At 56.2% G+C, this 25,562-nt stretch carries 19 protein-coding genes; 13 read left to right on the top strand and 6 right to left on the bottom strand.

Annotated features, from left to right (window positions below; genetic code table 11):
* Nucleotides 1-21 precede the first annotated feature (21 nt).
* Entirely contained in the window at nt 22-2,688 is a 2,667-nt protein-coding gene (locus JN414_RS07895) for a valine--tRNA ligase (protein WP_202207414.1), read from the top strand.
* Nucleotides 2,645-3,559: a hypothetical protein gene (locus JN414_RS07890; RefSeq protein WP_237389941.1), complete on the top strand. Its 915-nt coding sequence runs from the start codon at nt 2,645-2,647 to the stop codon at nt 3,557-3,559. Before JN414_RS07895 ends, JN414_RS07890 begins: the two co-directional genes overlap by 44 nt.
* Here JN414_RS07890 and ilvD read toward each other — a convergent pair.
* On the bottom strand, nt 3,537-5,393 hold the full coding sequence (gene ilvD, locus JN414_RS07885) for a dihydroxy-acid dehydratase (RefSeq protein ID WP_202207413.1): 1,857 nt from the start codon (nt 5,391-5,393) through the stop codon (nt 3,537-3,539). The two genes, JN414_RS07890 and ilvD, sit on opposite strands and share 23 nt — an antisense overlap.
* A gap of 153 nt (nt 5,394-5,546) precedes the next feature.
* On the opposite strand from ilvD, the gene JN414_RS07880 reads away from it, so the two are divergent.
* A complete protein-coding gene (locus JN414_RS07880; RefSeq protein WP_202207412.1) occupies nt 5,547-7,478 on the top strand; it encodes a CocE/NonD family hydrolase in 1,932 nt (643 codons plus the stop codon).
* Nucleotides 7,479-7,528: 50 nt separating this feature from the next.
* A complete protein-coding gene (gene msrA, locus JN414_RS07875; RefSeq protein WP_046901514.1) occupies nt 7,529-8,071 on the top strand; it encodes a peptide-methionine (S)-S-oxide reductase MsrA in 543 nt (180 codons plus the stop codon).
* Nucleotides 8,072-8,108: 37 nt separating this feature from the next.
* Here the strand turns inward: msrA and JN414_RS07870 are convergent, their stop codons facing one another.
* The 5 genes from JN414_RS07870 to JN414_RS07850 form a co-directional block, all read right to left on the bottom strand.
* Nucleotides 8,109-9,422, bottom strand: coding sequence for an AAA-associated domain-containing protein (locus tag JN414_RS07870; protein WP_202207411.1), 1,314 nt, complete (start codon nt 9,420-9,422; stop codon nt 8,109-8,111).
* Nucleotides 9,419-11,065, bottom strand: coding sequence for an ABC transporter permease subunit (locus JN414_RS07865; RefSeq protein ID WP_202207410.1), 1,647 nt, complete (start codon nt 11,063-11,065; stop codon nt 9,419-9,421). The genes JN414_RS07870 and JN414_RS07865 overlap by 4 nt, the downstream gene beginning before the upstream one ends.
* Nucleotides 11,066-11,155: 90 nt before the next feature.
* A complete protein-coding gene (dut, locus tag JN414_RS07860) occupies nt 11,156-11,611 on the bottom strand; it encodes a dUTP diphosphatase (protein ID WP_046901511.1) in 456 nt (151 codons plus the stop codon).
* Nucleotides 11,612-11,634: 23 nt separating this feature from the next.
* Nucleotides 11,635-12,825, bottom strand: coding sequence for a bifunctional phosphopantothenoylcysteine decarboxylase/phosphopantothenate--cysteine ligase CoaBC (gene coaBC, locus JN414_RS07855; protein WP_202207409.1), 1,191 nt, complete (start codon nt 12,823-12,825; stop codon nt 11,635-11,637).
* A gap of 3 nt (nt 12,826-12,828) precedes the next feature.
* Nucleotides 12,829-13,617 carry a class I SAM-dependent methyltransferase gene (locus JN414_RS07850; protein ID WP_064273224.1) on the bottom strand — a complete coding sequence of 263 codons (789 nt, stop codon included), beginning with the start codon at nt 13,615-13,617 and terminating at the stop codon, nt 12,829-12,831.
* A 30-nt stretch (nt 13,618-13,647) separates the two neighbouring features.
* Between JN414_RS07850 and mutM the strand changes: the two genes are divergently transcribed.
* The 9 genes from mutM to glmS all read left to right on the top strand — a co-directional run bounded on the left by mutM (nt 13,648) and on the right by glmS (nt 25,513).
* A complete protein-coding gene (gene mutM, locus JN414_RS07845; protein WP_202207408.1) occupies nt 13,648-14,481 on the top strand; it encodes a bifunctional DNA-formamidopyrimidine glycosylase/DNA-(apurinic or apyrimidinic site) lyase in 834 nt (277 codons plus the stop codon).
* Between the two features lie 124 nt (nt 14,482-14,605).
* Nucleotides 14,606-14,875 carry a 30S ribosomal protein S20 gene (gene rpsT / locus JN414_RS07840; protein ID WP_046901507.1) on the top strand — a complete coding sequence of 90 codons (270 nt, stop codon included), beginning with the start codon at nt 14,606-14,608 and terminating at the stop codon, nt 14,873-14,875.
* A 314-nt stretch (nt 14,876-15,189) separates the two neighbouring features.
* Nucleotides 15,190-16,605, top strand: a complete 1,416-nt coding sequence (gene dnaA, locus JN414_RS07835) for a chromosomal replication initiator protein DnaA (RefSeq protein WP_046901506.1) — start codon at nt 15,190-15,192, stop codon at nt 16,603-16,605.
* Nucleotides 16,606-16,701: 96 nt separating this feature from the next.
* A complete protein-coding gene (dnaN, locus tag JN414_RS07830; RefSeq protein WP_046901505.1) occupies nt 16,702-17,826 on the top strand; it encodes a DNA polymerase III subunit beta in 1,125 nt (374 codons plus the stop codon).
* 10 nt (nt 17,827-17,836) lie between these two features.
* Nucleotides 17,837-18,940 carry a DNA replication/repair protein RecF gene (gene recF / locus JN414_RS07825; RefSeq protein ID WP_202207407.1) on the top strand — a complete coding sequence of 368 codons (1,104 nt, stop codon included), beginning with the start codon at nt 17,837-17,839 and terminating at the stop codon, nt 18,938-18,940.
* A gap of 82 nt (nt 18,941-19,022) precedes the next feature.
* Nucleotides 19,023-21,467, top strand: coding sequence for a DNA topoisomerase (ATP-hydrolyzing) subunit B (gyrB, locus tag JN414_RS07820; protein WP_202207406.1), 2,445 nt, complete (start codon nt 19,023-19,025; stop codon nt 21,465-21,467).
* Nucleotides 21,457-22,275, top strand: coding sequence for a DUF3108 domain-containing protein (locus JN414_RS07815; protein WP_202207405.1), 819 nt, complete (start codon nt 21,457-21,459; stop codon nt 22,273-22,275). Before gyrB ends, JN414_RS07815 begins: the two co-directional genes overlap by 11 nt.
* Nucleotides 22,276-22,352: 77 nt before the next feature.
* Complete coding sequence (gene glmU / locus JN414_RS07810; RefSeq protein ID WP_202207404.1) at nt 22,353-23,687, top strand: bifunctional UDP-N-acetylglucosamine diphosphorylase/glucosamine-1-phosphate N-acetyltransferase GlmU; 1,335 nt, start codon at nt 22,353-22,355, stop codon at nt 23,685-23,687.
* Nucleotides 23,687-25,513 carry a glutamine--fructose-6-phosphate transaminase (isomerizing) gene (gene glmS / locus JN414_RS07805; RefSeq protein ID WP_202207403.1) on the top strand — a complete coding sequence of 609 codons (1,827 nt, stop codon included), beginning with the start codon at nt 23,687-23,689 and terminating at the stop codon, nt 25,511-25,513. The genes glmU and glmS overlap by 1 nt, the downstream gene beginning before the upstream one ends.
* Nucleotides 25,514-25,562 lie beyond the last annotated feature (49 nt).

Below are 25,562 nucleotides of genomic sequence, written 5' to 3'. Positions count from 1 at the left end.
TGCTGAACTTTCTGGATTATCATGCTCGAAAAAAGTTTTGTTCCCGCTGATCATGAAACGTCTCTCTACGAAAGCTGGGAGAACAACGGGGCTTTCCGTGCCGACCCGAGTGCACCGGGAACGCCATTTTCGATCATGTTTCCGCCACCAAATGTCACGGGCACACTGCATCTCGGTCATGCCCTGACATTTACCCTGCAGGACATTCTAATCCGCTGGAAGCGTCAGGAGGGCTGCAATGTCCTGTGGCAGCCAGGAACTGACCATGCTGGTATCGCCACGCAGATGGTTGTCGAACGCTCACTCGACAAAGAAGGCGTCAGCAGAACCGCTCTGGGCCGCGAAGGCTTTCTTGAGCGGGTGTGGGAGTGGAAAGAGCAGTCCGGCGGGGAGATCGTCCAGCAGCTTCGCAAACTGGGTGCTTCTGCAGACTGGGACCGCGAGCGCTTCACCATGGACGAAGGGCTTTCACGCGCCGTCCGCAAGGTTTTTGTACAGTTGCACCAGGAAGGGATCATTTATCGTGATCGGCGCCTGGTAAACTGGGATCCAAACTTCCGTTCCGCGATTTCCGACCTTGAGGTTGAGAACCGTGAAACCAAAGGATCCATGTGGTACATCCGTTATCCGCTCGAGGACGGACGTACGATAACGGTTGCAACCACGCGCCCTGAAACGATGCTGGCAGACGTTGCGGTTGCCGTTCACCCTGAAGATGAACGCTACGCCGACATGGTGGGCAAGTTCGTTACGCTCCCGCTAACGGGTCGCCGTATTCCTGTTGTGGCAGATCTCTATTCCGACCCTGAAAAGGGAACCGGCGCCGTAAAAATTACGCCGGCTCACGACTTCAATGACTTTGAAGTGGGCAAAAGACACAATCTGTCTGCGCCCACGATGCTGGATGAAACAGCCCATATCTGGCTCGATGAAATCCGCACCGAACTGGCAGATGTTGACGGCTTGTCGTCCGTAGCGTTTGTGGAATCGCTCGCAGGCCTAAGCCGGGAAGAGGGACGCAAGCGCATTGTTGCTGAACTCGAGCGTCTTGAGTGGCTTGAAAAAATCGAACCACATAAGCTTCAGGTCCCTTATGCCGAACGCGGTGGAGCTATTGTTGAGCCGCGCCTGACATTGCAGTGGTATTGCGATGCGAAAAAGCTTTCCGGGCCAGCCGTAGAGGCGGTGGAAAGTGGTAAAATCGTTTTTGAGCCAAGGCAGTGGCAGAACACGTTTTTCGCGTGGATGCGAGACATTCAGCCATGGTGCATCAGCCGCCAGCTCTGGTGGGGGCATCGTATTCCGGCCTGGTATGGGCCGGATGGCAGTGTTTATGTCGCTAATACAGAAGCTGAGGCCCAGGCCCAGGCCGGTGATGGCGTTCCACTGACGCAGGACGAAGATGTTCTCGACACGTGGTTCAGTTCCGGCCTCTGGCCCTTCACAACACTCGGCTGGCCGGACAAAACGCCTGAACTCGCTCACTATTACCCAACAAGCGTTCTCGTTACTGGCTTTGACATCATCTTCTTCTGGGTCGCCCGGATGATGATGATGGGCCTGCATTTCATGGACGATGTGCCCTTCCGAACGGTCTTGATCCACGGTCTTGTCAGGGACGAAAAAGGGCAGAAAATGTCCAAGTCCAAAGGTAATGGACTGGACCCTCTGGATCTGATTGCAGAGTTTGGTGCTGATGCAACCCGTTTGGCAATCTGTGCGGGCACAGGCCCGGGACGTGACATCAAACTGGGTCGCAAGCGCGTAGAAGAACACCGTGCATTCGTCACCAAACTCTGGAATGCATCCCGTTTCCTCGAGATGAATGGTGCACGACCAGTCGCGGACTTTGACCCAACGACTGTGCAGAGCAGCTTGGGGCGCTGGATCCTTTCAGAAGCGAACACTGCGATTGCGGACGCACAACAGGCTCTCTCGAACTATCGGTTCGATGAGTACGCTAACTGTTGTTATCGCTTCGTCTGGAGCTGCTTCTGTGACTGGTTCGTAGAGTTCTCCAAGCCCGTCTTCGCGGCAGAAAATGATGAGACAATCGAACTCCGCGCAGTTAGCGCGCATGTTTTAGGCCTGATTCTGCGCCTCATGCAGCCCGTGACACCATTTGTAACAGCCACTCTCTGGAAAGAACTGGGTTACTCGGGGGACTTCACTTCAATCCGCTGGCCTGAAAAGATGCCGGTCCAGAATGCAGAGGAAGCCCGTGCAGAACTGGATTGGGTTGTACGCCTGATCAGCGAAGTTCGTACGCTGCGCTCTGAGATGAACATCCCCCCGGCACAGAAAGCACCGCTGATTTTCCGCGATGTTTCGCCCGAAAATCTCACTCGTGCAAAGACATGGGCTGAAGCCATCGGCCGCATGGCGCGTGTCTCTGAAGTCGATATTTTCCAAGGCGAAATACCGAAGAATGCCGCTCAGATCGTGCTTGATGAAGCGACAATCTTTATCCCGCTGGAGGGCCTGATTGATCTCGATGCAGAACGGGGACGCCTTGCAAAAGAGATCAGCAAGAACGAAAGTGAAATCATCAAGGTCCGTCGCAAACTGGACAACGCTGATTTTGTTGCACGTGCAAAGCCGGAAGTGGTTGAAGAAAACCGTCAGCGCCTTGAGACCTTCGAGCATGATCTCGAACGCCTCAAGGCAGCCCTTGCGCGGCTTGGCTAAGCCTCCAAAGCTTTTCCTGATTGCTCTGGCAATGGTGGTCTCACAGATCCCCATCGCCAGAGCCACAGAACTTCCTGTCGGATCGAGCTCCCAGAAAGCCATTCTGTATGGTCGATCTCTGGACATAGACACGTTCCGACCAGCCGATTGCCGTCTACGTGTCATCCTGTTCGTAATGGCCGCCAAAGACCGTGATAACGAGGCATATCGCGATCAAAGTATTCCGCTTGCACGCGCAGTCTGCGGAGTTGTCTTTGCGCCGTCTTTTCCTCTGAAGCAGTTTCCTACCTGGCAATATCAGCGCGGTGGTTTTCCTGTACGCCAAGGCGAACTGCCCGCAGCGACCCTGATCAAGCCCATGGAACAATGGGCATGGGACGAAACCCAGCAGCCCAATCTTCCTATTATTCTGATTGGACATTCAGCCGGCGCACAGTTTCTGGACCGTGTGGCGGCATATGCTCCGGCAAATGAAGTCGAGATCATCCTCATGAATCCGGCAACATATGTAGAGCCGGAAGCTGAGAGCCCGGTCCCTTATGGGTTCAATGGCTGGCCGGAGAATACTCAACAGCAATCCATCAAGCGTTATCTGGCTGAGCACCTCACCATTTTGCTTGGCTCGGATGATGTGGAAACGACGCTTGAGGCTGGTCGTATTGCACAGGCCATGGGGCAGGGACGCAACCGTCTGGAGAGAGGGCAATGGGCCTACGCCCAAGCCAGAGAAGAAGCCTACCGGCTTGATGTCCCGTTTAACTGGGACATCGATATCGTACCCAACACAGGGCATGACGGGCCAAAAATGTTGGCCTCTCCCGAATTGAGAGAGGCCGTAGAGCGGGTTATCAGCCGCGTGTCTTCACGATGATCTGAGACAGATCACGAACAGCGCCGTTGGCAGCGCTTGTTGTCATCGCCGCGTAAGCCTGCAGGGCGCGGGATACGACACGCGTGCGGTTCGGCTTCCAGGCATTTTCGCCACGGCCATTCATGGCTTCACGGCGGCTCGAGATTTCCGCATCTGAAATATCAAGACGCATCGTCCGGTTTGGAATGTCGATCACGATGCGATCACCATCTTCTACCAAGCCGATCACACCGCCTTCAGCAGCCTCCGGCGAGACATGCCCAATGGAGAGGCCTGAGCTACCACCCGAGAAACGGCCATCCGTCACCAGAGCGCAGACTTCAGCCAACCCTTTGGATTTCAGATAGCTGGTCGGGTACAGCATTTCCTGCATCCCTGGACCACCGCGCGGCCCCTCGTAGCGGATAACAACGACATCGCCAGCAACGATCTTGTTCCCAAGAACAGCGGCAACAGCATCGTCCTGACTTTCAAACACGCGAGCCGTACCCGTGAAGGTCAGAATGTCTTTGGCCACGCTGGCAGTTTTCACAATCGCGCCGTCTTCCGCGAGGTTACCGTACAGAACGGCCAGCCCACCATCCTGCGAGAAGGCATGAGCACGGCTTCGCAGGACGCCATTCTCACGATCCGTATCCAGCTCATGGTACTGGCTGGACTGTGAGAAGGCATGAACGGTGCGCACTCCACCAGGAGCGGCCTTGAACATTTTAACCGCTTCTTCGCCGCCATTCATGATGTCCCACTTCTGAAGGGCATCAGCCAATGTGGAAGCATGGACGGTTGGAAGAGATGTTTGCAGCAGGCCTGCACGATCGAGTTCGCCCAGAATGGCTGGAACACCGCCCGCGCGATGCACGTCTTCCATGTGAACGTCTGCTTTGGCAGGCGCGACTTTGCAAAGATGCGGCACCTTGCGAGACAGACGGTCAATGTCTGCCATGTGGAAATCCACTTCACCTTCGCGGGCAGCAGCCAGCAGATGCAGTACGGTGTTCGTTGATCCACCCATGGCAATATCCAGCGCCATGGCATTCTCAAACGCACTCCGGGTTGCAATGCTGCGCGGCAGAACGGAGGCATCGTCCTGCTCATACCAGCGACGTGCCAGCTCAACTGAGAGACGACCAGCCCTCAGAAACAGATCGCGACGGTCAGCGTGAGTTGCCAGCAGAGACCCGTTACCAGGCAGCGCAAGACCCAGCGCTTCCACAAGGCAGTTCATGGAATTGGCCGTAAACATACCAGAGCATGAGCCACAGGTCGGGCAAGCTGAGCGCTCGATCTGTTCAGATTCACTGTCCGTCACGTTCGGGTTCGCCGCAGCAACCATCGAATCTACGAGGTCCAGCTTGCGCTCAACACCTGGGCCATTGAGCTTGCCCGCTTCCATGGGGCCACCAGACACGAACACAACTGGAATGTTCAGTCGCAGGGAGGCCATCAGCATACCCGGCGTGATCTTGTCGCAGTTGCTGATGCAGACAATGGCATCAGCACAGTGCGCGTTCACCATATACTCAACGGAGTCAGCAATCAGCTCTCGTGAGGGCAGGGAATACAGCATTCCGCCGTGTCCCATGGCGATGCCGTCATCCACAGCGATCGTGTTGAATTCTTTGGCGACGCCACCGGCTTCCTCAATGGCAGATGCCACGAGAGAGCCCATGTCTTTCAGATGCACATGCCCAGGAACAAACTGGGTGAACGAGTTGGCAATCGCGATAATAGGCTTTCCGAAGTCACCGTCCTTCATCCCCGTTGCGCGCCAGAGCGCACGCGCGCCAGCCATGTTGCGGCCATGGGTCGTGGTACGGGAACGATAGGCAGGCATCAGAACAGAACTTTCATAACGACAGGAGCCATGCTCCATAGCGAATCAAACAAAAAAAGAACAGTGCAGGAAAGATATGAAAAGCACTCTCTCCCGCTCTTGCTAGATGGGAACACACAAGGCCAAAATCCATCCAAAGATCAGGAGCCTTTTGTGAAACGTTATCTTCTCAGCCTTGGAACGGCTCTTTCCATTGCCTGTATCCCTGCCGCACTGGCTGCCCCGGCATCTGCTGGACCCGCCGTCACGCCAGACATGATCCAGACCGGAAACGACATTCCAGCTCATGCTGCCCTGCCAACTGATCAGCAGGACTACATCAAGCGTGACATCATGATTCCCATGCGGGACGGAGTGAAGCTCCATACCGTGATTGTCATTCCCAAGGGAGCAAAAAACGCACCAATCCTGCTCACGCGCACACCATATCATGCCAGTGAGCGCCTGAACCGAATTCCCAACGCGCCAACCATGCGTGAAATTTGCCCTCAGGGCGATGGGGTCTTCGTCGAGGAAGGATATATCCGCGTTTTCCAGGATATTCGTGGAAAGTACGGGTCTCAGGGCGACTACATCATGACCCGTCCGCCGATCGGTCCCCTCAATCCCACCAAGACAGACGATACCACCGATGCGTGGGACACAATCGACTGGCTCGTGAAAAACCTTCCGGAAAGCAACGGTCGCGTTGGCATGACTGGCTCTTCGTATGAAGGCTGGACCGTTGTGATGGCATTGCTGGACCCACATCCAGCCCTCAAAGTGGCCGCTCCGGAAAGCCCGATGGTGGATGGCTGGATGGGCGACGACTGGTTCCACTACGGCGCGTTCCGTCAGCCTGGCCTCGACTATTTCACCATGCAGATGAGCGAAGCCGGTGAGGGGCCGACAATTCCTCGCGCAGATGCCGACGATTACACCAATTTCCTGCAGGCTGGCTCAACGGGGGCATTTGCAACCAAAGCAGGGCTGAACCAGTATCCGTGGTGGAACCGCCTGAAAGCACACCCATCCTACGATGCGTTTTGGCAGGAACAGGCGCTTGACCAGATCCTGGTCCGCAAGCCTCTGAAGGTCCCGACAATCTGGGAACAGGGCCTATGGGATCAGGAAGACATGTGGGGGGCGATCCATTCCTGGATGAACCTCAAGGCTCACCACACACAGGTCCCAAATATTCTCGTCATGGGACCCTGGCGCCATAGTGGCGTTAATTACGACGGATCGACGCTGGGTCCACTTCACTTTGAAGGTGACACGGCCCTTTGGTATCGCTCCAACGTCATGCGTCCATTCTTCGATCATTATCTGAAGGATGGCGCTGACCCGCATCTTGATGAAGCGATTATCTACAACACGGGCGAAAACCACTGGGATCATTTCCGCAACTGGCTCGCAGAGTGTGACACAACCTGCATGATGCGTGGGGAGCGTCTGTATCTTCAGCCTGACCACGGCCTGTCATTCAAACGGACACTGCCTGGCACGGATGCTTATATCTCTGATCCCGCGCATCCTGTTCCTTTCATGCCACGCCCCTACAACGCAGGGGATTCACGCTGGAAAGCATGGCTTGTTACGGACCAGCGCTTTGCCGAGAGCCGCCCGGACGTTCTGACTTACGAAACTCCCGTTCTGGACGCGCCCGTCCGCGTGTCAGGCGTCCCGACCGCCGATATTTTCGCTTCCACGACCGGCACGGACGCCGACTGGGTTGTAAAAATCATCGACGTACAGCCTGGCGTTACGCCGGATCGTCCGGAAATGGGCGGGTATGAGCTTCCAGTTTCGATGGACATCTTCCGTGGGCGCTATCGCAATGACTTCGCGCACCCATCGGCCATACCCGCAGGACAAATTCAGGAATACAAGTTCACGCTACCGGCGGTGAACCATGTTTTCCAGAAGGGCCATCGGATTCAAATCCAGATCCAGTCTAGCTGGTTCCCGCTTTATGACCGCAATCCGCAAAGCTTCGTTCAGAATATCTTCGACGCGAAAGCATCGGACTATCACTCTGCAACCCAGACCATTCATCGCGGCGGCAATGCTGCAAGCGCAATCTGGTTACCAGTAGTGAAATAAGGAAGAGGCCTCCCCATATGGGGAGGCTATCGTCTCAGGAGACTCAGTTTATGAGTGCACACTCTTCCATTCTTCTTGGTGCAGGCTGTTTCTGGTGCGTGGAAGCCGTCTATACCGGCCTGCGCGGCATTATCTCGGCAGACCCGGGCTATGCAGGCGGCCATGTCGATAATCCCTCCTACGAAGCTGTTTGTACCGGGAACACCGGACATGCAGAGGTCGTGAAGGTCGTGTTTGATCCAGCGGAAATTTCTCTGGCAGATGTCCTGCGGGTCTTTTTCACGACCCATGACCCCACGCAGCTCAATCGGCAGGGCAATGATGTCGGGACGCAGTATCGCTCTGTTATTTTCGGAGATGCCGACCAACAGCGTGTTGCACAGGAGGTAAAAGCCGAGATCACCGCAGAGCAGATCTGGCCCGCACCGATTGTCACGTCTATTGAAGGTCCGGCGCATTTCTGGCGCGCCGAAGAAAAGCACCTCGACTATTTCGCCCGCAATCCGGAAACGGCCTATTGTGCGGCTGTTGTAGCCCCCAAGGTTGCCAAGGCGCGCAAGCTATACCGGGACCGTCTCAAGACACCGGCCTGAAGGGTTTTCTGCTTCTGCTGAAGGGCAGAAGCAGATCCTATTCTTCCGTTTCCAGATGGAAGCGGTCTGACTCTTCATCATAATCAAACAGTTCAGCATACCGTGCCCAGCCGATAGCTGTTGTCAGTGTCTGCTGGGCATAATCGGGAGACATGTTCTCCTCGAGAGCTTTGCGGAAGCGATTGGCAGCCACCACATGGTTCGGCCGCTCATCCAACGTGCTTCGAATGACGCGAAGGAGCGGCAGATAATGCAGGAGCGCCGTGCGCATAATATCCCTGCGGGCATCGGCGTCTCCCTCGACGAATGATCGCCCATCATCCGTGAGAAGAATGTCTCCGTCTTCCAGTTCTGCAAGATCAAGCAGTTGCAGGGATTCTCCCAGCGGCAGAAGATCATCGAGCGTCATCTGCAAACGCTGACCAAGTTCCGGCAGATCAGCGCGTCCTGATAGAGGCTCTCCACTCAGAACTTCCATAAGGCCAACCAGCACTTCAATCTGAAGGTCTGGCAATACAATGGACAGAGGCGGCAACGCGGCAGCTGACACCCCAACCGTAGTATCGACTTCCGAGACGATCGGCGCACGTCGTGTCATGAGAGTGTAGATCTGGTCCACGAAGCTCCGGAAATCAGCGCCCTCCCGATTTCGCGGATGAGGAAATGGAACGGAAATTTCGTGCGTCACTCGCCCTGGGCTGGACGAGAAAATCAGGATCCGGTCACACATCAGCACGGCTTCTTCAATTCCATGCGTCGCGAGTATCATCGCATTGAGCGACGAGAGGCGTTTCTCGGCCCAGAGTTCAATCAGGTCCGTTCTTAGATTTTCCGCACTCAGAACGTCGAGGGCCGAAAACGGCTCATCCAGCATGAGAAGAGAGGGTTGAAGCGCCAGTGCCCGTGCAAACGAGGCACGCTGGCTGAGGGCTTCAGATAACTCCTTGGGATAGGCGTTTTCGTATCCCTCAAGTCCCATGACCTCAATCGCAGCACTGGCACGCGTTTCCCGCTCAGACCGTGACAAACGCTGCGCTTCCAGCCCCAGCAACACATTCTGTCGAAGGGTCAGCCATGGAAACATCGCGCCCGACTGAAAAACTGTCGCCACCTTTTCCAGTGGGCCAGCTACCGGCTTGCCCTCCCAATAAACCTTCCCCTCAACAGGAGGCGTTTGTCCGGACATGATCCGCAAGAGAGAAGACTTGCCAGACCCAGACCGGCCAAGAAGCCCAAGGATTTCACCAGGACGCACATCGAAACTGACCTGATCAAGCACCACAAGATCAGCATTGCTGTCCTTCTGGTAAATCTGGCGGCAGTCCTGAAGGCTAAGCAGGGAATAGATCATCGGATTGCATATTTCTGTGCGGCGTAAACCGCGAGGGGCTGAAGAACAAGACGATCAAGCAGCATGGAAAGAAGCGTGAGAAGCATAAGAATAACGATCTGTGCGCCGATTTGCCCCTGAAGCATATCGGCCAGGAGCGTCGCACCCAGTCCGCTATCAGAAGGCACAAACGCCTCAGCCACCATCACGGCATCCCAGATTGGAACAGCGGCCAAAAGCAGGCCTCCACACAGATCAGGTGCAATGGCTGGTAAGATCAGGCGCTTCCACAGCAGAACGCCTTTAAGCCGCAGTCCGCGCGCAACCTGCCTGAACGGCGCCGGAATAGCCTGAATGGCATCCAGTACCGTCCCACCCGTGAGCCAATGCGCACCAAGGAACAGAAGAACAGCGGTGGGAACGACATCTAGCCCACGGAAAGCAGGATAAAGAAGAACGGCCGGGAAAAGCGAGCCTGCCAGAATAATCATTCTGCTGCCCCGAAAAATACCGGCTCCAGCATCAAAGAAAAATAGAGCCAGCGGTAACCAGAGCACGATGCACAGAATAAGAGCCCCGCAAACATGCAGAAGCGTCAGAACACTCTCAAGCACATCATAGGGCAGACGTGTCGCCAGATGGCTCTGCGCAATGGCGAGACCCAGAAAGAGTAGGGAGGCCGCAGGAATAAGCCAGCCAGACACCGGTAGGGATTCCGGGGAGGAGGGTTGAACGTAGCGCACCGTCCGGCCGATCCGGCAGTTACCGATCCCGCTAATGAGCGTGTGCAAACTCACGCTAACACCGTTCAGAAGACCTGTTTCTCTCCAGAACTGAAGCATCCAGGAGTGGGTACGCTTCTTCTGTGGCTGAGGACCATCCAGCCTGTAACGCTGCGCCCATCCGGTCATAGGCCTGATCAGACATTGGTCCATGATCACGATCAGAAGAACCGCGCAGACGCCAGCCTCCAGAAACCAGCTCAGATGATGGGTTTCAAGCGCCACCAGTGCCTGCGCCCCACACCCTCCAACGTCGCGCCGCATCAGAAGGGTCATAAGACCCTCCACACACAGCAGGCGAAACCATAACCCCGGAATGGCCTGCACAGCACGGAACGTCACCAGTGGGATGGCAACCGGAACCTGCAACCGCCAGAAGTGCTGCCAGCCCGTCATACGCACGCCTGTGGCGACTTCTTCAAGCTCGGCTGGAAGCGTGTCCTGGGCATCAAGAAGAGCCGTTAGGACACGCCAGATCATATTGAAAGCCGTTGCCGCTACAATCACGACAAGGGGAGGAAAAAATAGAAGTAATAGCCCCGTCAGGCCAAGCCCCGGAACAGCGCGCGCAACAGAGAGTGCAGGCACCAGAATACTGCGAAACCGTGGAAACTGTCGCGCCGTACCTGCCAGCACGAGCGACACCACAACAACTGTCGTCAGAGCCAGCACCGCGTGGAAGACAGTCCAGGCGACTTCCTGCCAGATCGGGAATGCCGGCTTGAGTGGCAAGGGCAGCGCACCCGGAACCCAAACTGCGCTCTTCAGCAGGAAAAGACACAGACCCGTCATGGCAAACAGAATTGATAACTCTACGCCACTCATACGCTGTCGCCAGCGATGCATGACGCGAATGGGCATGGCCAGCGGGCTGCCCGTCATGATGACTGTTGTCCTCCCGGTTTCATGATGACCGAGAGTAAGGAAGGTTCTTCCGGAGGCTCAAGTGTTTTCTGCATGTCCTGAAGCGTCTCAGTGGCCTGTGCTGCCAAAACCGCGTGCACCGCGATCCGTTTCATCGAGAGAAGAAACTTCCTGCCACTTCAAACGGGAAACCGGTGCCAAAACCCCCTGAGCTATGCGGGTGCCACGCTCTACCGTGAAGGGCTCACTCCCGGCATTCATGACAATAATGCCAATTTCCCCGCGATAATCTTCATCAATCGTGCCAGGAGAATTCGGGAGTGTAATGCCGTGCTTCAGGGCCAGGCCAGACCGGGGGCGGATCTGAAGTTCGTAGGCAGAGGGCAGGGCGATGCATAGCCCTGTGGGAACAAGTGCACGGCCACCCGGTGCGATAACAATGGGTTCTGCAATCGCAGCAACAAAGTCGAAACCAGCGGCACCAGAGGTGGCGTAAGCTGGCAGAGGCAGCCCCTCGGAATGAGGAAGGCGTGTAATCCGTACATCAATAAGATCGGTCATCATGAGGCCTTTCTTATCTTGGATTTTCAGGGGATTGAAGAGATGAAGACGTCAGAAATCCGCTGTACCAGCCTCCCGGCAACCTGAGACTTGTCCATTTCAGGCCAGGTTTCGATGCCTGTCTCAGTGATCAGGCTGACCAAATTTCTGTCTGCTCCAAAGACGCCGCGACGCACATCGTTGGCCACCAACCAGTCACATCCCTTGCGCTGACGCTTGGCCACAGCATTCTCGAGCACGTCATCAGTTTCCGCGGCGAAGCCGACGATCAGTTTCGGCCTATTTGCCAGTCGACAGAGAGTTGCAAGGATATCCGGGTTTTCCATCAGTTCGAGAACAGGTGGCCCTTCACTGGTCTTCTTGATTTTAGCCTGAGCCGCTGCCTTTGCGCGCCAGTCACTGACTGCGGCGGTGCAAACGGCAATTTCGGCAGGAAGCGCGGCTTCACACGCCCCTAACATCTCACGTGCCGTCTGAACCTTTACGCAGACGACACCTGCCGGGACGGGCAGAGTAACCGGACCACTGACAAGTGTTACTTTTGCGCCTCGCGCAGCAAGAGCGGCGGCAATCGCATAGCCCTGCTTGCCAGAAGAGTGATTGGAGAGAAACCGGACAGGATCCAGAGGTTCAACTGTTGGCCCCGCAGTAACAAGAGCATGTCTGCCGGCCAAAGAATGATCTGACGCCAGCGCCTCTAGGATTGCGTCCCGAATGACGTCAGGTTGGCTCAGACGCCCCGGACCAAACTCCCCACATGCCATACCACCTTCATCGGGGCCTACGACCCGCACGCCACGCTCTTTCAGAAGGGCGAGGTTGGCCTGTGTCGCGGGATGCTCCCACATGCGCACATTCATGGCAGGAGCCAGCAGTATAGGCGTCGTGGTGGCTAAAAGAAGCGTTGTGGCCAGATCATCGGCCATGCCATGCGCCATACGGGCCATGAGATTGGCTGTAGCCGGGCAGACCACGACAAGATCCGCACTGCGTGCCAGAGCAATATGGCCAATTTCGCTCTCCTGCGTGGGAGCAAAGAGCGCATCATGCACCCGCTCCCCAGACAGAGCTTCAAGACTAAGAGGTGTAAGGAATGCTTTTGCCGCGTCCGTCATAACCGGTGTCACGGAGACATTGTCTGCCTTCAACAGACGCACCAGCTCCAGCGCCCGATAAGCAGCAATGCCTCCGCCAACAATCAGCAGAACGCGGCGCATCAATTACAGACGCCAACCGGAGTGAATGGCAGCAATACCGCCAGACAGGTTGCGATACTGAACACGCTCCAAACCTGCATTCCGCATCATCTGAGCAAGTGTTTCCTGGTCAGGGAACATACGGATGCTCTCGGCAAGATACTGGTAGCTCTCAGCGTCCTTGGCGATCAACTGTCCCATCTTTGGGAGAACCTTGAAAGACCACGTATCATAGACAGGCGAAAGAGCCGCAATTTCGACACGAGAGAATTCAAGACAGAAGAAGCGTCCACCAGGCTTCAGAACACGACGCGCTTCACGAAGCACTGCATCCTTGTCGGTGCAGTTCCGCAGACCAAAAGCGATAGTCACGCGATCAACAGAACAGTCGGGCAGGGGAATCGCTTCGGCGTCGACAACACACACTTCAATCTGGCCGATCAGACCAGCCTTAATTGCGCGATCACGCCCGACGGACAACATCGCCGAGTTAATGTCAGAGAGAATGGCCGGGCCACCGCCCGCACGCAGCCAACCGAATGTGATGTCACCTGTACCGCCAGCCAGATCCAGCAGCTTCATGTTCGGACGGGCACCGAGCATGCCCACGAAAATCCGCTTCCAGACGCGATGGATCCCCAGCGACATGACATCATTCATGATGTCATATTTGCCAGCGACGCTCTCGAACACCTCCCTGACCATGGTCTTCTTCTGGTTCCGCGGGACATTGCGGTAACCAAAATCCGTGGTGTCTCCGGTCTGCTCGGAAGACGGGAAGGGCGGGACGTTATGTTCAGCGCTATCGGTCATGGGGCAATCGATATATCTTTGTGACCAGTCATGCCAGAGCTTCCAGAAGTCGAAACCGTCATGCGTGGGTTCCAGGATGCCTTTCAGGGGCAGAGGATCCGTCACGTTACTGTCAACCGCCCTGACCTGAGGTGGCCATTTCCCTTGGATCTCCGGGAAAGGCTTGAAGGGCAGACCGTGCTCTCCTTTCATCGTCGCGCCAAGTATATCCTGATGCGCGTCGAGAACGGATGGAGCATGATGCTCCATCTGGGAATGTCCGGCAGACTGCTCCTTGGGCAGTCAGGCATGAATACGACTCCGCCAAAACATGAGCACCTTGTCCTGCAAACGGAAAACGGAGCACGCGCTGGCCTCGTTGACCCACGCAGGTTCGGCATGGTGGATGTGGTTCCCACACATCAGGAAAACGCACATCGCCTTCTGAGCGGCCTGGGAATCGAGCCCTTATCCACGAATATGACTGGCACGTATCTTCATACGGTCATGCAAGGTCGCCGCACGCCGATCAAAACAGCGCTTCTGGACCAGAAGCTGATTGTGGGCCTTGGCAATATCTATGTGTGTGAGGCGCTGTTCCGAAGCCATATCCATCCCGCACGCGCGGCCACAACGCTGACAGAGGCAGAAGCCAACAGTCTTGCGAATGCCATTCGAACTGTTCTGGAAGAGGCCATCGCGTCAGGAGGCTCCTCTTTAAGAGACTACGTTCAGGCTGACGGGACGAAAGGGGGATTTCAGGATCTCCACCTTGTTTATGGGCGGGAAGGCGAGACATGCCGCCAGTGTGGGGCAGGCTCCACCATTTCACGCATCACCCAGACGGGGCGTTCCACATTTTTCTGCGCAAACTGCCAGAAATAGTGGCCTCCGCCCCATTGGTGGCAGTGTGTATAAAATGTGTAAAACGCTTGACGCCGCCGCTCATGACGGGTAGAGGGCGCCAATCATTTTCCGCGACAAGACCGCTAACTGAACCGAAAGATCCATGGCAAATACAGCTTCTGCCCGTAAGCGCATCCGTCAAAACGAACGTCGCCGCGAGCGCAACGTCGCCCGCATGTCCCGTATGCGTACCTTCATCAAGAAGGTCGAACAGGCCATCCAGTCCGGCGACAAGACGGCTGCTGCCGAAGCATACAAGGTTGCACAGCCTGAAATGCAGCGCGCTGCCGGTAAGGGTGTCGTTGCAAAGAACACGATCAGCCGCAAGCTGTCCCGTCTTTCTGCCCGCATCAAGTCTCTCGCCACGGCCTGAGACCCTTTGCAGGGTTTGAACTGAAGAACGCGCTCTCTCACGGGAGCGCGTTCTTTTTTGACTATATGGCAACACCCCTCTGCAGCACTTCTGAACCTTTCGTGTTCCAGCTTGCTTCGGTCTGACCAGAAGCCTATCCTGTCAGATCAAGTCAGTGCCAGAGGCTCTGTTTTCTCCGGGAAGCGTCAGCTTTTTCTGAAGCGCCATGCAGCTTGTGTGGTCACTCCCCGTTGAGGACGTATTCACCCTGCGCGCAGGGAATCAAGACAGACGCCCCGCAATTCCCGGGGCCGAAATGAAAGGGGGTACCATAGGTGGAAAACGCTCAGTATCTGGACGCCAGCGCCTCCGCCCCCGGCTCGTCGAGCCCGCTGGAAACTTCCTGGCACAGGGTTCGCGAGAAGCTGAAGGGCGAGGTCGGTGAAGTCGAATACCGCACCTGGCTTCGTCAGATCGTTCTTGGCCCACTGGAGGATGGTGAACTCATCCTTTATCTGCCGACGCGCTTTCTGAGAGACTGGGTTCGCAGCCAATACGAAGAGCGTCTCCAGACCCTGTGGCGCACCGAACGGCAGGACGTGCAGGGCATTGAACTGCAGGTCAAACGCGGTCTACCCGAAGTCCTTCCATCAGTTGAGACGGACGGTGACAGCGTCATCGAGGAAGTGACAGCGCAGGTTGCGACCAGTCATGAGGTTCGCAGCGATCTTGCCGTTCCGCTGGACCCACGCTTTTCTTTCGATACGTTCATCGTCGGCAAGCCAAATGAGTTTGCCTATGCCTGTGCACGTCGTGTGGCCGAAAAGCCATCCAGCCCCGGTTTTAATCCGCTTTTCCTGTATGGTGGCGTCGGCCTCGGCAAAACGCATCTTATGCATGCCATTGGGTCTGAACTGACGAAGACAGGCAATGTCTCGGTTGCCTATATGTCAGCTGAGAAGTTCATGTATCGCTTCATCGCGGCGATCCGCTCGCAGTCCACCATGGAGTTCAAGGAACAGCTTCGTTCCGTGGACGTCCTGATGATCGACGATCTTCAGTTTCTGATCGGCAAGGATAATACGCAGGAAGAGTTCTTCCATACGTTCAACGCCCTTGTTGATGCCGGACGTCAGATCATTGTCAGCGCCGATAAAAGCCCATCCGATCTGTCAGGGCTTGAAGACCGCCTGAGAACGCGGCTCGGCTGCGGCATGGTCGCAGATATTCATGCCACCACCTTTGAATTGCGTATTTCCATTCTGGAAGCCAAGGCGAAAGCCTCAGGCACGCATGTTCCGTCAAAGGTGCTTGAGTATCTCGCCCACAAAATCACATCGAATGTTCGTGAGCTTGAAGGCGCACTGAATCGCCTTGTCGCACACGCCGATCTGGTTGGGCGCCCTGTCACACTGGATACGACGCAGGATGTCCTCAAGGACATGCTGAAAGCGCATGACCGTCGCGTCACAATCGAGGAAATCCAGCGCAAGGTTGCCGAGCACTGGAATATCCGCCTGACGGACATGTCCTCCGCGCGCCGTGCACGTGCTGTTGCTCGCCCACGGCAGGTGGCAATGTTCCTCGCAAAGCAGCTGACAAGCCGCTCTCTTCCCGAGATCGGACGCAAGTTTGGCAATCGTGATCACACAACCGTCATGCATGCGGTCAATCGCGTTGGTGAACTGATGGAGCAGGATCCGTCCTTTGCAGAAGACGTCGAACTTCTGCGCCGGATGCTCGAAGGTTAAGGAAGACGACAAGTCGCCTTCGGTGCCTTTCACCGGAGGCGGCTGTCTGCTAAGAAACGGCAAAACTTAAAGATTGCCGACCCAGGGAAAAAAACGATGAAATTCAAGGTTGACCGCACCCTGCTGCAACGGGCCCTGGCGCATATTCATGGCGTTGCAGAAAAGCGGAACACCATTCCCATTCTGGCGAATGTTCTCTTGTCCTATGAAGGCGATGTGCTTCGCCTCACGGCCACGGATATGGAAATTGCGGTCGTCGAAGACGTTCCGGCAGCAGGTGAACGTCTAGGTTCCACCACAGTCCCCGCAGCCGTGCTTTTCGAAATTGTGCGCAAACTGCCAGACGGCGTGGAAATCGAGTTCGATCATCCGGAGAGCGACGCGCCCCTCGCATTGCGTGCGGGCCGTTACGCGACGAGCCTCAACGTTCTTCCAGTTGATGACTTCCCGGCCATGGTTGCTGGCGACCTCCCGCACCGCTTCCGCATTCCTGCGGGAACGCTACGTGGCCTGATCGACCGGACGAAATTCGCGATTTCCAACGAAGAAACGCGTTACTACCTGAACGGCATCTATCTGCACGTTACGGAAAGCGGCGCCATCCCGATGCTCCGCGCCGTCGCAACGGATGGACATCGCCTTGCGCGCGTCGAGACCGAGCTTCCAGAAGGCGCACGTGGCATGCCGGGCGTTATCATCCCGCGCAAGACCGTTGCTGAACTTCGCAAGCTGCTGGACGAGGGCGCTGCGGATCTGGAGGTTTCCCTTTCAGATACACGTATTCAGTTTCAGGCTGGACCTGTCCTGCTGACGTCAAAGCTGATTGACGGCACGTTCCCGGAATATGAGCGCGTGATCCCCAAGGGCAATGACCGCATCCTGCGCATCACGAAGAAGGATTTCGCTGCTGCGGTAGGTCGCGTTGCTGCCATCAGCCAGGAGCGCTCCCGCCCAGTCAAGCTCTCTGTCACGCACAACATGCTGACATTGTCGGCCATCAGCCCCGATCAGGGCGTGGCACAGGAAGAGTTGGACGACAGCACGGTCACGTATGACGCGCCTCCGATCGAAATTGGCTTTCAGGCACGATACCTGACGGACATTACGGATCAGATCGATGTTGAAGTCGAATTTGCGTTTGCCGACAGCTCAGCTCCGACACTGGTCCGTGATACAGCATCACCTTCTGCATTGTATGTTCTGATGCCGATGCGGGTCTGATCGGTCCGCATTGAGACTAACGCGCCTTGCCCTGACGGATTTCCGGAATTACCGGCATTCCGTCTGGAAGCCTGAGACAAATATCTCCGTTCTGACCGGCCAGAATGGCTCTGGAAAGACCAATCTTCTGGAAGCCGTTTCGCTTCTGGCTCCTGGACGAGGCCTGCGAGGCGCACCTCTTCAAGCGCTGTGCCGCACAAATGCCGATCACTGGGGCGTTGCCGCAACGCTCTCTCATGGGATCGACCAGACTATTCTTGGGACTGGAGCAAACCTCTCCGAGAACGGCCGGCGTTCATTTCAGCTTGATGGTTCTTCCGTTCGGTCTCAGGCAGAAATTGCTCAAATCTTCTCCTGCGTCTGGCTAACGCCACAGATGGATCGGATTTTTCTTGAAGGTGCGGGCGGCAGGCGGCGCTTCCTTGACCGTCTGGTCATGGCGCTTTCTCCGGATCATGCCCGGCAAATGACGGCTCATGAGCGATCAGTTTCCAGTCGTAACCGCTTGCTGTCAGAAAGACCGGACGAGGGGCTCTGGCTCACGTCGCTGGAAGATTCCATTGCCCGCCATGCGGTCGCCGCATCAGCCGCTCGGCTGGCGCTTGTGGAAAGCATGAACACTCACCCCTTCGACAGTTCCGATTTTCCGAAAAGCCGCCTGCATCTTGACTGCGCCATTACGCAACAACTGATGATCAGCCCGGCTTTGCAGGTGGAAGACTGGTTGCGGGCAAAGTTAAGGGACAGTCGGCGGGATGATCGCCTTAAAGGCAGTACATCTTTGGGTGCCCATAAGGCGGATTTTCTTCTTTTTGATCACACCACAGGACGGTCTGCCGAACTCTCAAGCAGCGGGCAGCAAAAAGCCATGCTTTTGGGGGTCGTTCTGTGCCATGCTGCACTGATCAAACAGAGCAGGGGCGATGCACCTGCCATTTTGCTGGATGAGCCACTTCTTCATCTGGATGAACCCAGACGGAACGCGCTTCTGTCCAGTCTAAGCAAGCTGAAAACGCCGGTTCTCCTCACCGGAACAGATCCTGATCCGTTTTCCAGCCTGATCGAAAAAGCGGGCTTTTTCAGCGTTCAGGATGGCCATATCCAGCCCGCGTGATGTGTGCGCTCTGGCCTCACGGCCTGTGACACGCTATAGTCATACAACAGTTTTTCAGAGTTCCACGGAGACCGCCTCGCGCATGTCAGAAACCCAGAACCAGCCGGAGATTCCAGGCGCAGACGGTGACGATTACGGCGCCTCCTCGATCTCGGTACTGAAGGGACTGGACGCTGTCCGCAAACGCCCCGGCATGTATATCGGTGACACGGATGATGGCTCCGGCCTGCACCACATGGTGTTCGAAATCATCGATAATGCCGTTGACGAAGCCCAGGCTGGACACGCCACCCGCTGCATCCTGACACTCAACGGAGACGGCTCCGTTTCCGTACGTGATGATGGCCGCGGCATCCCAACAGACATGCACGCGGAAGAGGGCATCAGCGCCGCTGAAGTCGTGCTGACGAAGCTGCATGCAGGCGGCAAATTCAACCAGAATTCCTATAAGGTTTCCGGCGGTCTGCATGGCGTGGGCGCAGCTGTGGTGAATGCTCTGTCCGAATGGATGGAAGTTCGCATCTGGCGGAATGGTCTGGAGCATAAGATCCGCTTCCAGCACGGTGAACGCGATGAAGCCCTGACGGTTGTTGGACCGTCAGAGGAGCCACGCGGCACATTAGTGACGTTCAAGCCAAGCAAGCAGACCTTTACGAGGGTCGATTTCGAGCTTTCCATTCTGGAACGTCGCGTTCGCGAACTGGCATTCCTGAATTCCGGGCTGGAAATTATCCTGCGCGATGAGCGTCACGCTGAAAGCAAGGAACTTCGGTTCTTCTACGAAGGTGGCCTGAGTGCTTTCGCGGAATGGCTTGATGCTTCCAAGACGTCCATTGTTAACCCGCCGATCACGGGCCTCATTGATCATACTGAAAGCGGTATCCGCGTCGAGTTCGCTCTGACGTGGAACGACAGCTATCACGAGACAATGCTGTGCTTCACCAACAACATTCCGCAGAGAGACGGCGGCACACATCTCGCTGGCTTCCGTCAGGCGTTGACGCGTGTTGTTGGCAAATATGCAGAAAGTGTTGCCAAGCGTGAAGCAGGCTCACTGACGGGTGAGGACATGCGTGAAGGCATGACCGCCATCCTGTCCGTCAAGGTTCCGGACCCGAAATTCTCGTCCCAGACGAAGGACAAGCTGGTGTCGTCCGAGGTTCAGCCGGTCGTTCATGCCACGGCAGCTGACTCGATTTCACATTGGTTTGAGACGCACCCTAAGGAAGCCAAGGCGATTGTCGCCAAGATCATTGACGCAGCCAGCGCCCGCGAAGCTGCCCGTCGTGCGCGTGAACTGACGCGCCGTAAGGGGGTGCTCGATGTTTCTTCGCTGCCTGGCAAGCTGGCTGACTGTCAGGAGCGTGATGCGTCCAAAGCAGAAATCTTCATCGTTGAGGGTGACTCTGCAGGTGGTACGGCCAAGCAGGGGCGTGACCGTCGCTTCCAGGCCATCCTACCGCTGCGCGGCAAGATCCTGAACGTCGAGCGCGCCCGTTTCGACAGAATGCTTGGGTCTGCGGAAATCGGTACACTCATCACGGCCCTCGGTACGGGCATTGGCCGTGGTGAAGTCGATCAGGGTGGCTTCTCGGCTGCCAAACTGCGCTACCACAAGATCGTCATCATGACAGACGCCGACGTGGACGGTTCCCACATTCGGACGCTGCTGTTAACGTTCTTCTTCCGCCAGATGCCAGAGCTTATTGAGCAGGGGTATCTCTATATCGCTCAGCCGCCACTCTATCGTGCAAAGCGTGGCCAGGAAGAGCGCTACCTGAAGGATGATGCTGCGCTGGAGCAGTATCTGCTCGATAAGGCCCTGGCAAATGCTTCGCTACGCTTCGGTGATGGCCTTGAGCTCACGGGAGAAGAGCTTCGTGAAGAAGTCCGCTTCCTGATTGCGGCGGCACAGAACCTGAAGAATATCGCAACAAAAATCCCTGTGTGGATTTTGGAGCAGGCGGCTGTATCCCGCGTGCTTGATATTGATCCAGCAGCGATCAGCGATCGTATTCCAGAATTCCAGCGCCACCTGGAAGAAGCGTCACCTGCCAATGAACGTGGCTGGAAAGTTTCACTATCCAGCACAGGCATTGAGTGTGCCCGCTCTGTTCGTGGCGTCAGCGAGATCTACCGTCTGGAGCAGAGCATTCTGAAATCCGCTGAAGCACGCTGGCTTGCTTCGGAAGGCGAGCGTCTGGCACGTGACTTCATGACGCCAGCCATACTGCGTCTGGACACGCAGGAGTATCCGCTGTTTGGCCCGTCCAATGTCATGGACCGGATTTTTGCCCAGGGTCGTCGTGGTCTGACAATCAACCGGTTCAAGGGCCTTGGCGAAATGAATGATGAGCAGCTCTGGCACACCACACTTGATCCCTCGACCCGTACCCTGCTGCAGGTCAAGGTTGGCGATGTGGAAGAGGCTGGCCAGGTGTTCTCCACACTGATGGGCGACGTGGTTGAGCCACGCCGAGACTTCATTGTGGGTAATGCCCTCAAGGTTGCCAACCTTGACGTTTAAGGGCCTTCGCGTGCTGGCCGCAGCAGGAATGCTGTTGGCTGGCCTCGCGCCTACAGCTCATGCGGCCGGACAGGTCAACACAACGTTCGCCATTTATATGCGCGGACTTCATGTGCTTGACGCAGATGCCTCGTATCAGATCGAGCCTTGGGGCTACGGCGGAACAACGCATATCAGACCGGCAGGTCTGATCAGCTGGTTCGTGACGATGGACATTCATTCCCGCGTCGAGGGCGACTTCGTTCCGGGCGGGAACGTCAAACCCATCCGTTATGACAGCGGAGGACTATCCCGGGGCCAACATCGGCGTGTTCTGCTGACCTACAATGGCAACACGCCGCATGTAGACATTCTGGAGCCTGCTGAGACAGATCGCGACCCTGTCTCGGACAGTGATCTGCCCCACACCATTGATACGCTCAGCGGAATGGCCCGACTTCTTGAAACCCTGACGCAGACGAAAAGCTGTGAAGGGTCCGCTGTGATCTTCGATGGAATTCGCCTGACAAGAATGACGGTTCATGGTCCAGCCACATCCGATATTCCCCAAACCCACAAGCAGGCCTATTCAGGTCCAGCGCTTCGCTGCGACTTTGTCGGCCAACAGATTGCAGGCTTTGTAAAAGACTCTCCAAATCGCTCGAAAATGGCCGCGCCACAGCCTGGGTCAGCTTGGTTCAAAGAGATCGATGGTGTTGGACTTGTCCCAGTGCGGATCGAATTCAATCATCCCAAGCTCGGGCACGTCACTGTTGTCATGCAACAGCCACTTCCACCTTCAAAATCCACAGCCATCCTTTCGCAATAAATGGCAATCGGAAGTGATGGAGCCTAACTCAACCATCGTTTGACGGATTGGCGTGGTTTGGATACCCGGAACGGAACATGACCAATACCGCACGCCACACCACAGCCATCATCCTTGCAGCGGGCCTCGGCACGCGGATGAAATCACGTCTTCCCAAGGCTTTGCATCGCCTTGGAAACCGCCCGATGATCACACATCTCATCGATACGGCCCGAGAAATCTTTCACGACATCGTTGTAGTCGTCGGACCCGATATGCCTGAACTGGAAAAAGCCGTTCAGCCATACCGAACAGTCGTTCAGACCGAACGTCTGGGCACCGCACATGCGACCAACACTGCAAAAGACCTGTTTGGAGACGGCGACATAGCAGTTCTCTACGCAGACAACCCGCTGATCACAGCCAATACAATGCGTCGTCTGACGGAAGCCCGCCAGGGCGGGGCGAGCCTCGCACTTCTTGGGATGCGCCCAACCAATCCAGGTCGTTATGGACGCATTGTTGAAGAGCAGGGCCGCGTAAGCCGAATTGTAGAATACAAAGACGCAAACGAGCAGGAACGCGAAATCACACTCTGCAATGCAGGCGTCATGTGCGCAGGTGCCGCAGATTTCCGGCGGTGGCTGGCCGCTATTGGCAACGACAATGCGCAGGGTGAGTATTATCTGACCGATGTTGTTGCAATGGCCGCTTCGGAAGGGCGGGTCCAGTGCGTGGAAGCACCCGAGACTGAGTTGGCCGGCGTCAATTCACGTGTGGAGCTTGCCCAGGCAGAAGCCACGCTTCAGCAGCGCCTGCGCATTTCTGCGATGGAAGGCGGCGTCACACTTGTCTCTCCAGAAACCACATTCTTCAGCACCGACACCTGTCTGGAGCCGGATGTCGTCGTTGAACCAAATGTCTTTTTTGGACCAGGCGTCACGGTTCGCAGCGGTGCCCTGATCCGTGCATTCTCTCACCTTGAAGGCTGCACCGTGGGCGAGGGCGCCACGATCGGCCCCTTTGCACGACTAAGACCCGGAACAATCTGCGCTGCTGATACCCATGTCGGTAATTTCGTTGAACTGAAGAATGTCGATCTCGGCCCTGGCGCAAAAGCCAATCACCTGACCTACCTGGGTGACGCCTCCGTCGGTGCACAAACTAATGTTGGAGCAGGGACCGTCACCTGCAATTACGATGGATACTTCAAGCATCGCACGACAATCGGCGCCCGCAATTTTATCGGCTCTGATGCCATTCTGGTGGCCCCCGTCACAATTGGCGATGACGCGTTGATTGCTGCGGGAAGCACCATCACAGAAAACGTCCCGGCCGGAGCACTCGCTTTCGGACGCGCTCGCCAGACAATCAAGCCAGACCGCGGGCTTGAAATCAAACAGACCCTTAAAGCCAAAAAGGAGCAGGGCTGATGTGTGGAATTTGTGGCGTTGTAGGCCATCGTCCAGCCACCCCGATCGTCTTCGAGGCTCTCCGCAGGCTTGAATACCGCGGATATGATTCCGCAGGCATCGCCACGCTTACAGCCGACGGCACAATTGACCGCCGCCGCGCCGCTGGCAAGCTTGATAATCTTGAAACTGTTCTGAAGGCTGATCCGCTAACCGGCACCACAGGCATCGGCCATACGCGTTGGGCCACACATGGCGCACCGACAGAAGCCAATGCCCATCCCCATGCGGCAGGCCGGGTTGCCATCGTGCATAACGGCATCATCGAAAACTTTGCGACATTGAAGGCCGAGCTTGAAAGTGAAGGCCGGATTTTCCTGTCCGACACAGATTCAGAAACAGTCGCCCATCTCGTCGATTTCTACCTTGATCAGGGCAAAACACCGCGTGAGGCCGCTTTTGCGGCCATCAAGCGTCTTGAAGGCGCTTATGCCATTGCCATCATCTTTCAGGGTCATGATGGTCTGCTCATCGGCGCACGCCACGGTGCGCCTCTCGCTGTAGGTTACGGCGACGGCGAGATGTTTCTTGGCTCCGACAGCCTCGCCCTGGCACCTCTGGCAAGCCGCATCACCTATCTGGACGATGGAGACTGGTGCGAACTGACGCCCGGCAATGTCATCATCTTAAACGGGGAAGGTCAGGAAGTCAGCCGTCCAATCCAGAACATTGCGTTCATGGCAGGGCAGGTCGGCAAGGATGGCTATCGCCATTACATGGAGAAAGAACTGCACGAGCATCCGGTCGCCATTGGCCAGACGCTTCAGCGCATTACGGATCCAGCGTCCAAGACAATTGCCCTGCCGGAAATGCCTTTCGATCCGGCACAGGTGCCCCGCGTCACAATTACAGCCTGTGGGTCTGCTTTCTATGCGGGCATGGTCGGGCGCTACTGGCTTGAATCGCTAGCGCGCGTTCCGGTGGAGATCGATGTAGCGTCTGAAATGCGCTATCGCGATGCGCCGCAACCAGACAAGGGCGTGGCACTGCTGATTTCCCAGTCTGGCGAGACGGCAGATACGCTTGGTGTCCTGCGCAGCCTTAAGAAGGCAGGACAGAGCATTGTGTCGGTTCTAAATGTCGAGCATTCGACGATGGGCCGCGAAAGCGATCTCGTCTTGGGCATGGTTGCTGGTCCGGAAATTTCTGTAGCCTCAACCAAGGCCTTTACGGCACAACTCTCTGTTCTTGCAGCTCTTTCTATTGATTTTGCACGAGCTCGCGGAACGATCGACAAGGCACGGGAAGAGACCCTGACAGCAAGCCTGCTTGATTTGCCGTCTCGGGCCGCCGAAGTGTTCACACGCGTTGAGGCCATTCAGGAAATGGCGCGCATTGTCGCGGAAGCTCGCGATGTTCTGTATCTGGGTCGTGGTATCTGCACACCGATCGCGTTCGAAGGCGCTCTAAAACTTAAAGAAATCAGTTATATCCATGCAGAAGCTTATGCGGCTGGTGAACTGAAGCATGGTCCGATCAGCCTGATCGATAGAACCGTTCCGGTCGTCGCGATCGCTCCATCAACCATCCTGTTCGATAAAACACTTTCGAATCTTCAAGAAGCCAAGGCTCGAGGTGGTCGTATTCTGGCCTTTACAGATGCCGTCGGCGCCAAGCGTCTGGAAGGCGTTGCGGAGCATGTTGTCATCCTGCCGGACGTCGATGCGTTCGTTGCCCCCATTCTCTATGCTATCCCAGTTCAGATCCTGGCGTATGAAGTCGCACTTCTGAAGGGTACGGACGTAGACCAGCCTCGCAATCTGGCGAAATCTGTCACGGTGGAATAAGGACATTTTCTTTCCGTGAGGAGGACTTTCCAAGACGCTTCATTTCGTC

The organism is Gluconobacter sp. Gdi (assembly GCF_014132155.1).
In the GTDB taxonomy this organism is placed as follows: domain Bacteria; phylum Pseudomonadota; class Alphaproteobacteria; order Acetobacterales; family Acetobacteraceae; genus Gluconobacter.
Note: the sequence above shows the minus strand (reverse complement) of the source record. Positions and strands in the feature narration are given on the sequence as shown.

Excerpts from the sequence above, each read along its gene's own strand:
- msrA (WP_046901514.1), top strand. The coding sequence starts at position 7,529 with ATGAGTGCACACTCTTCCATTCTTCTTGGTGCAGGCTGTTTCTGGTGC.
- glmS (WP_202207403.1), top strand. The coding sequence starts at position 23,687 with ATGTGTGGAATTTGTGGCGTTGTAGGCCATCGTCCAGCCACCCCGATC.
- dut (WP_046901511.1), bottom strand. The coding sequence starts at position 11,611 with ATGATGACCGATCTTATTGATGTACGGATTACACGCCTTCCTCATTCC.
- JN414_RS07895 (WP_202207414.1), top strand. The coding sequence starts at position 22 with ATGCTCGAAAAAAGTTTTGTTCCCGCTGATCATGAAACGTCTCTCTAC.
- JN414_RS07865 (WP_202207410.1), bottom strand. The coding sequence starts at position 11,065 with ATGACGGGCAGCCCGCTGGCCATGCCCATTCGCGTCATGCATCGCTGG.
- coaBC (WP_202207409.1), bottom strand. The coding sequence starts at position 12,825 with ATGCGCCGCGTTCTGCTGATTGTTGGCGGAGGCATTGCTGCTTATCGG.
- JN414_RS07870 (WP_202207411.1), bottom strand. The coding sequence starts at position 9,422 with ATGATCTATTCCCTGCTTAGCCTTCAGGACTGCCGCCAGATTTACCAG.
- ilvD (WP_202207413.1), bottom strand. The coding sequence starts at position 5,393 with ATGCCTGCCTATCGTTCCCGTACCACGACCCATGGCCGCAACATGGCT.
- rpsT (WP_046901507.1), top strand. The coding sequence starts at position 14,606 with ATGGCAAATACAGCTTCTGCCCGTAAGCGCATCCGTCAAAACGAACGT.
- JN414_RS07850 (WP_064273224.1), bottom strand. The coding sequence starts at position 13,617 with ATGACCGATAGCGCTGAACATAACGTCCCGCCCTTCCCGTCTTCCGAG.
- JN414_RS07890 (WP_237389941.1), top strand. The coding sequence starts at position 2,645 with ATGATCTCGAACGCCTCAAGGCAGCCCTTGCGCGGCTTGGCTAAGCCT.
- dnaN (WP_046901505.1), top strand. The coding sequence starts at position 16,702 with ATGAAATTCAAGGTTGACCGCACCCTGCTGCAACGGGCCCTGGCGCAT.
- gyrB (WP_202207406.1), top strand. The coding sequence starts at position 19,023 with ATGTCAGAAACCCAGAACCAGCCGGAGATTCCAGGCGCAGACGGTGAC.
- mutM (WP_202207408.1), top strand. The coding sequence starts at position 13,648 with ATGCCAGAGCTTCCAGAAGTCGAAACCGTCATGCGTGGGTTCCAGGAT.
- glmU (WP_202207404.1), top strand. The coding sequence starts at position 22,353 with ATGACCAATACCGCACGCCACACCACAGCCATCATCCTTGCAGCGGGC.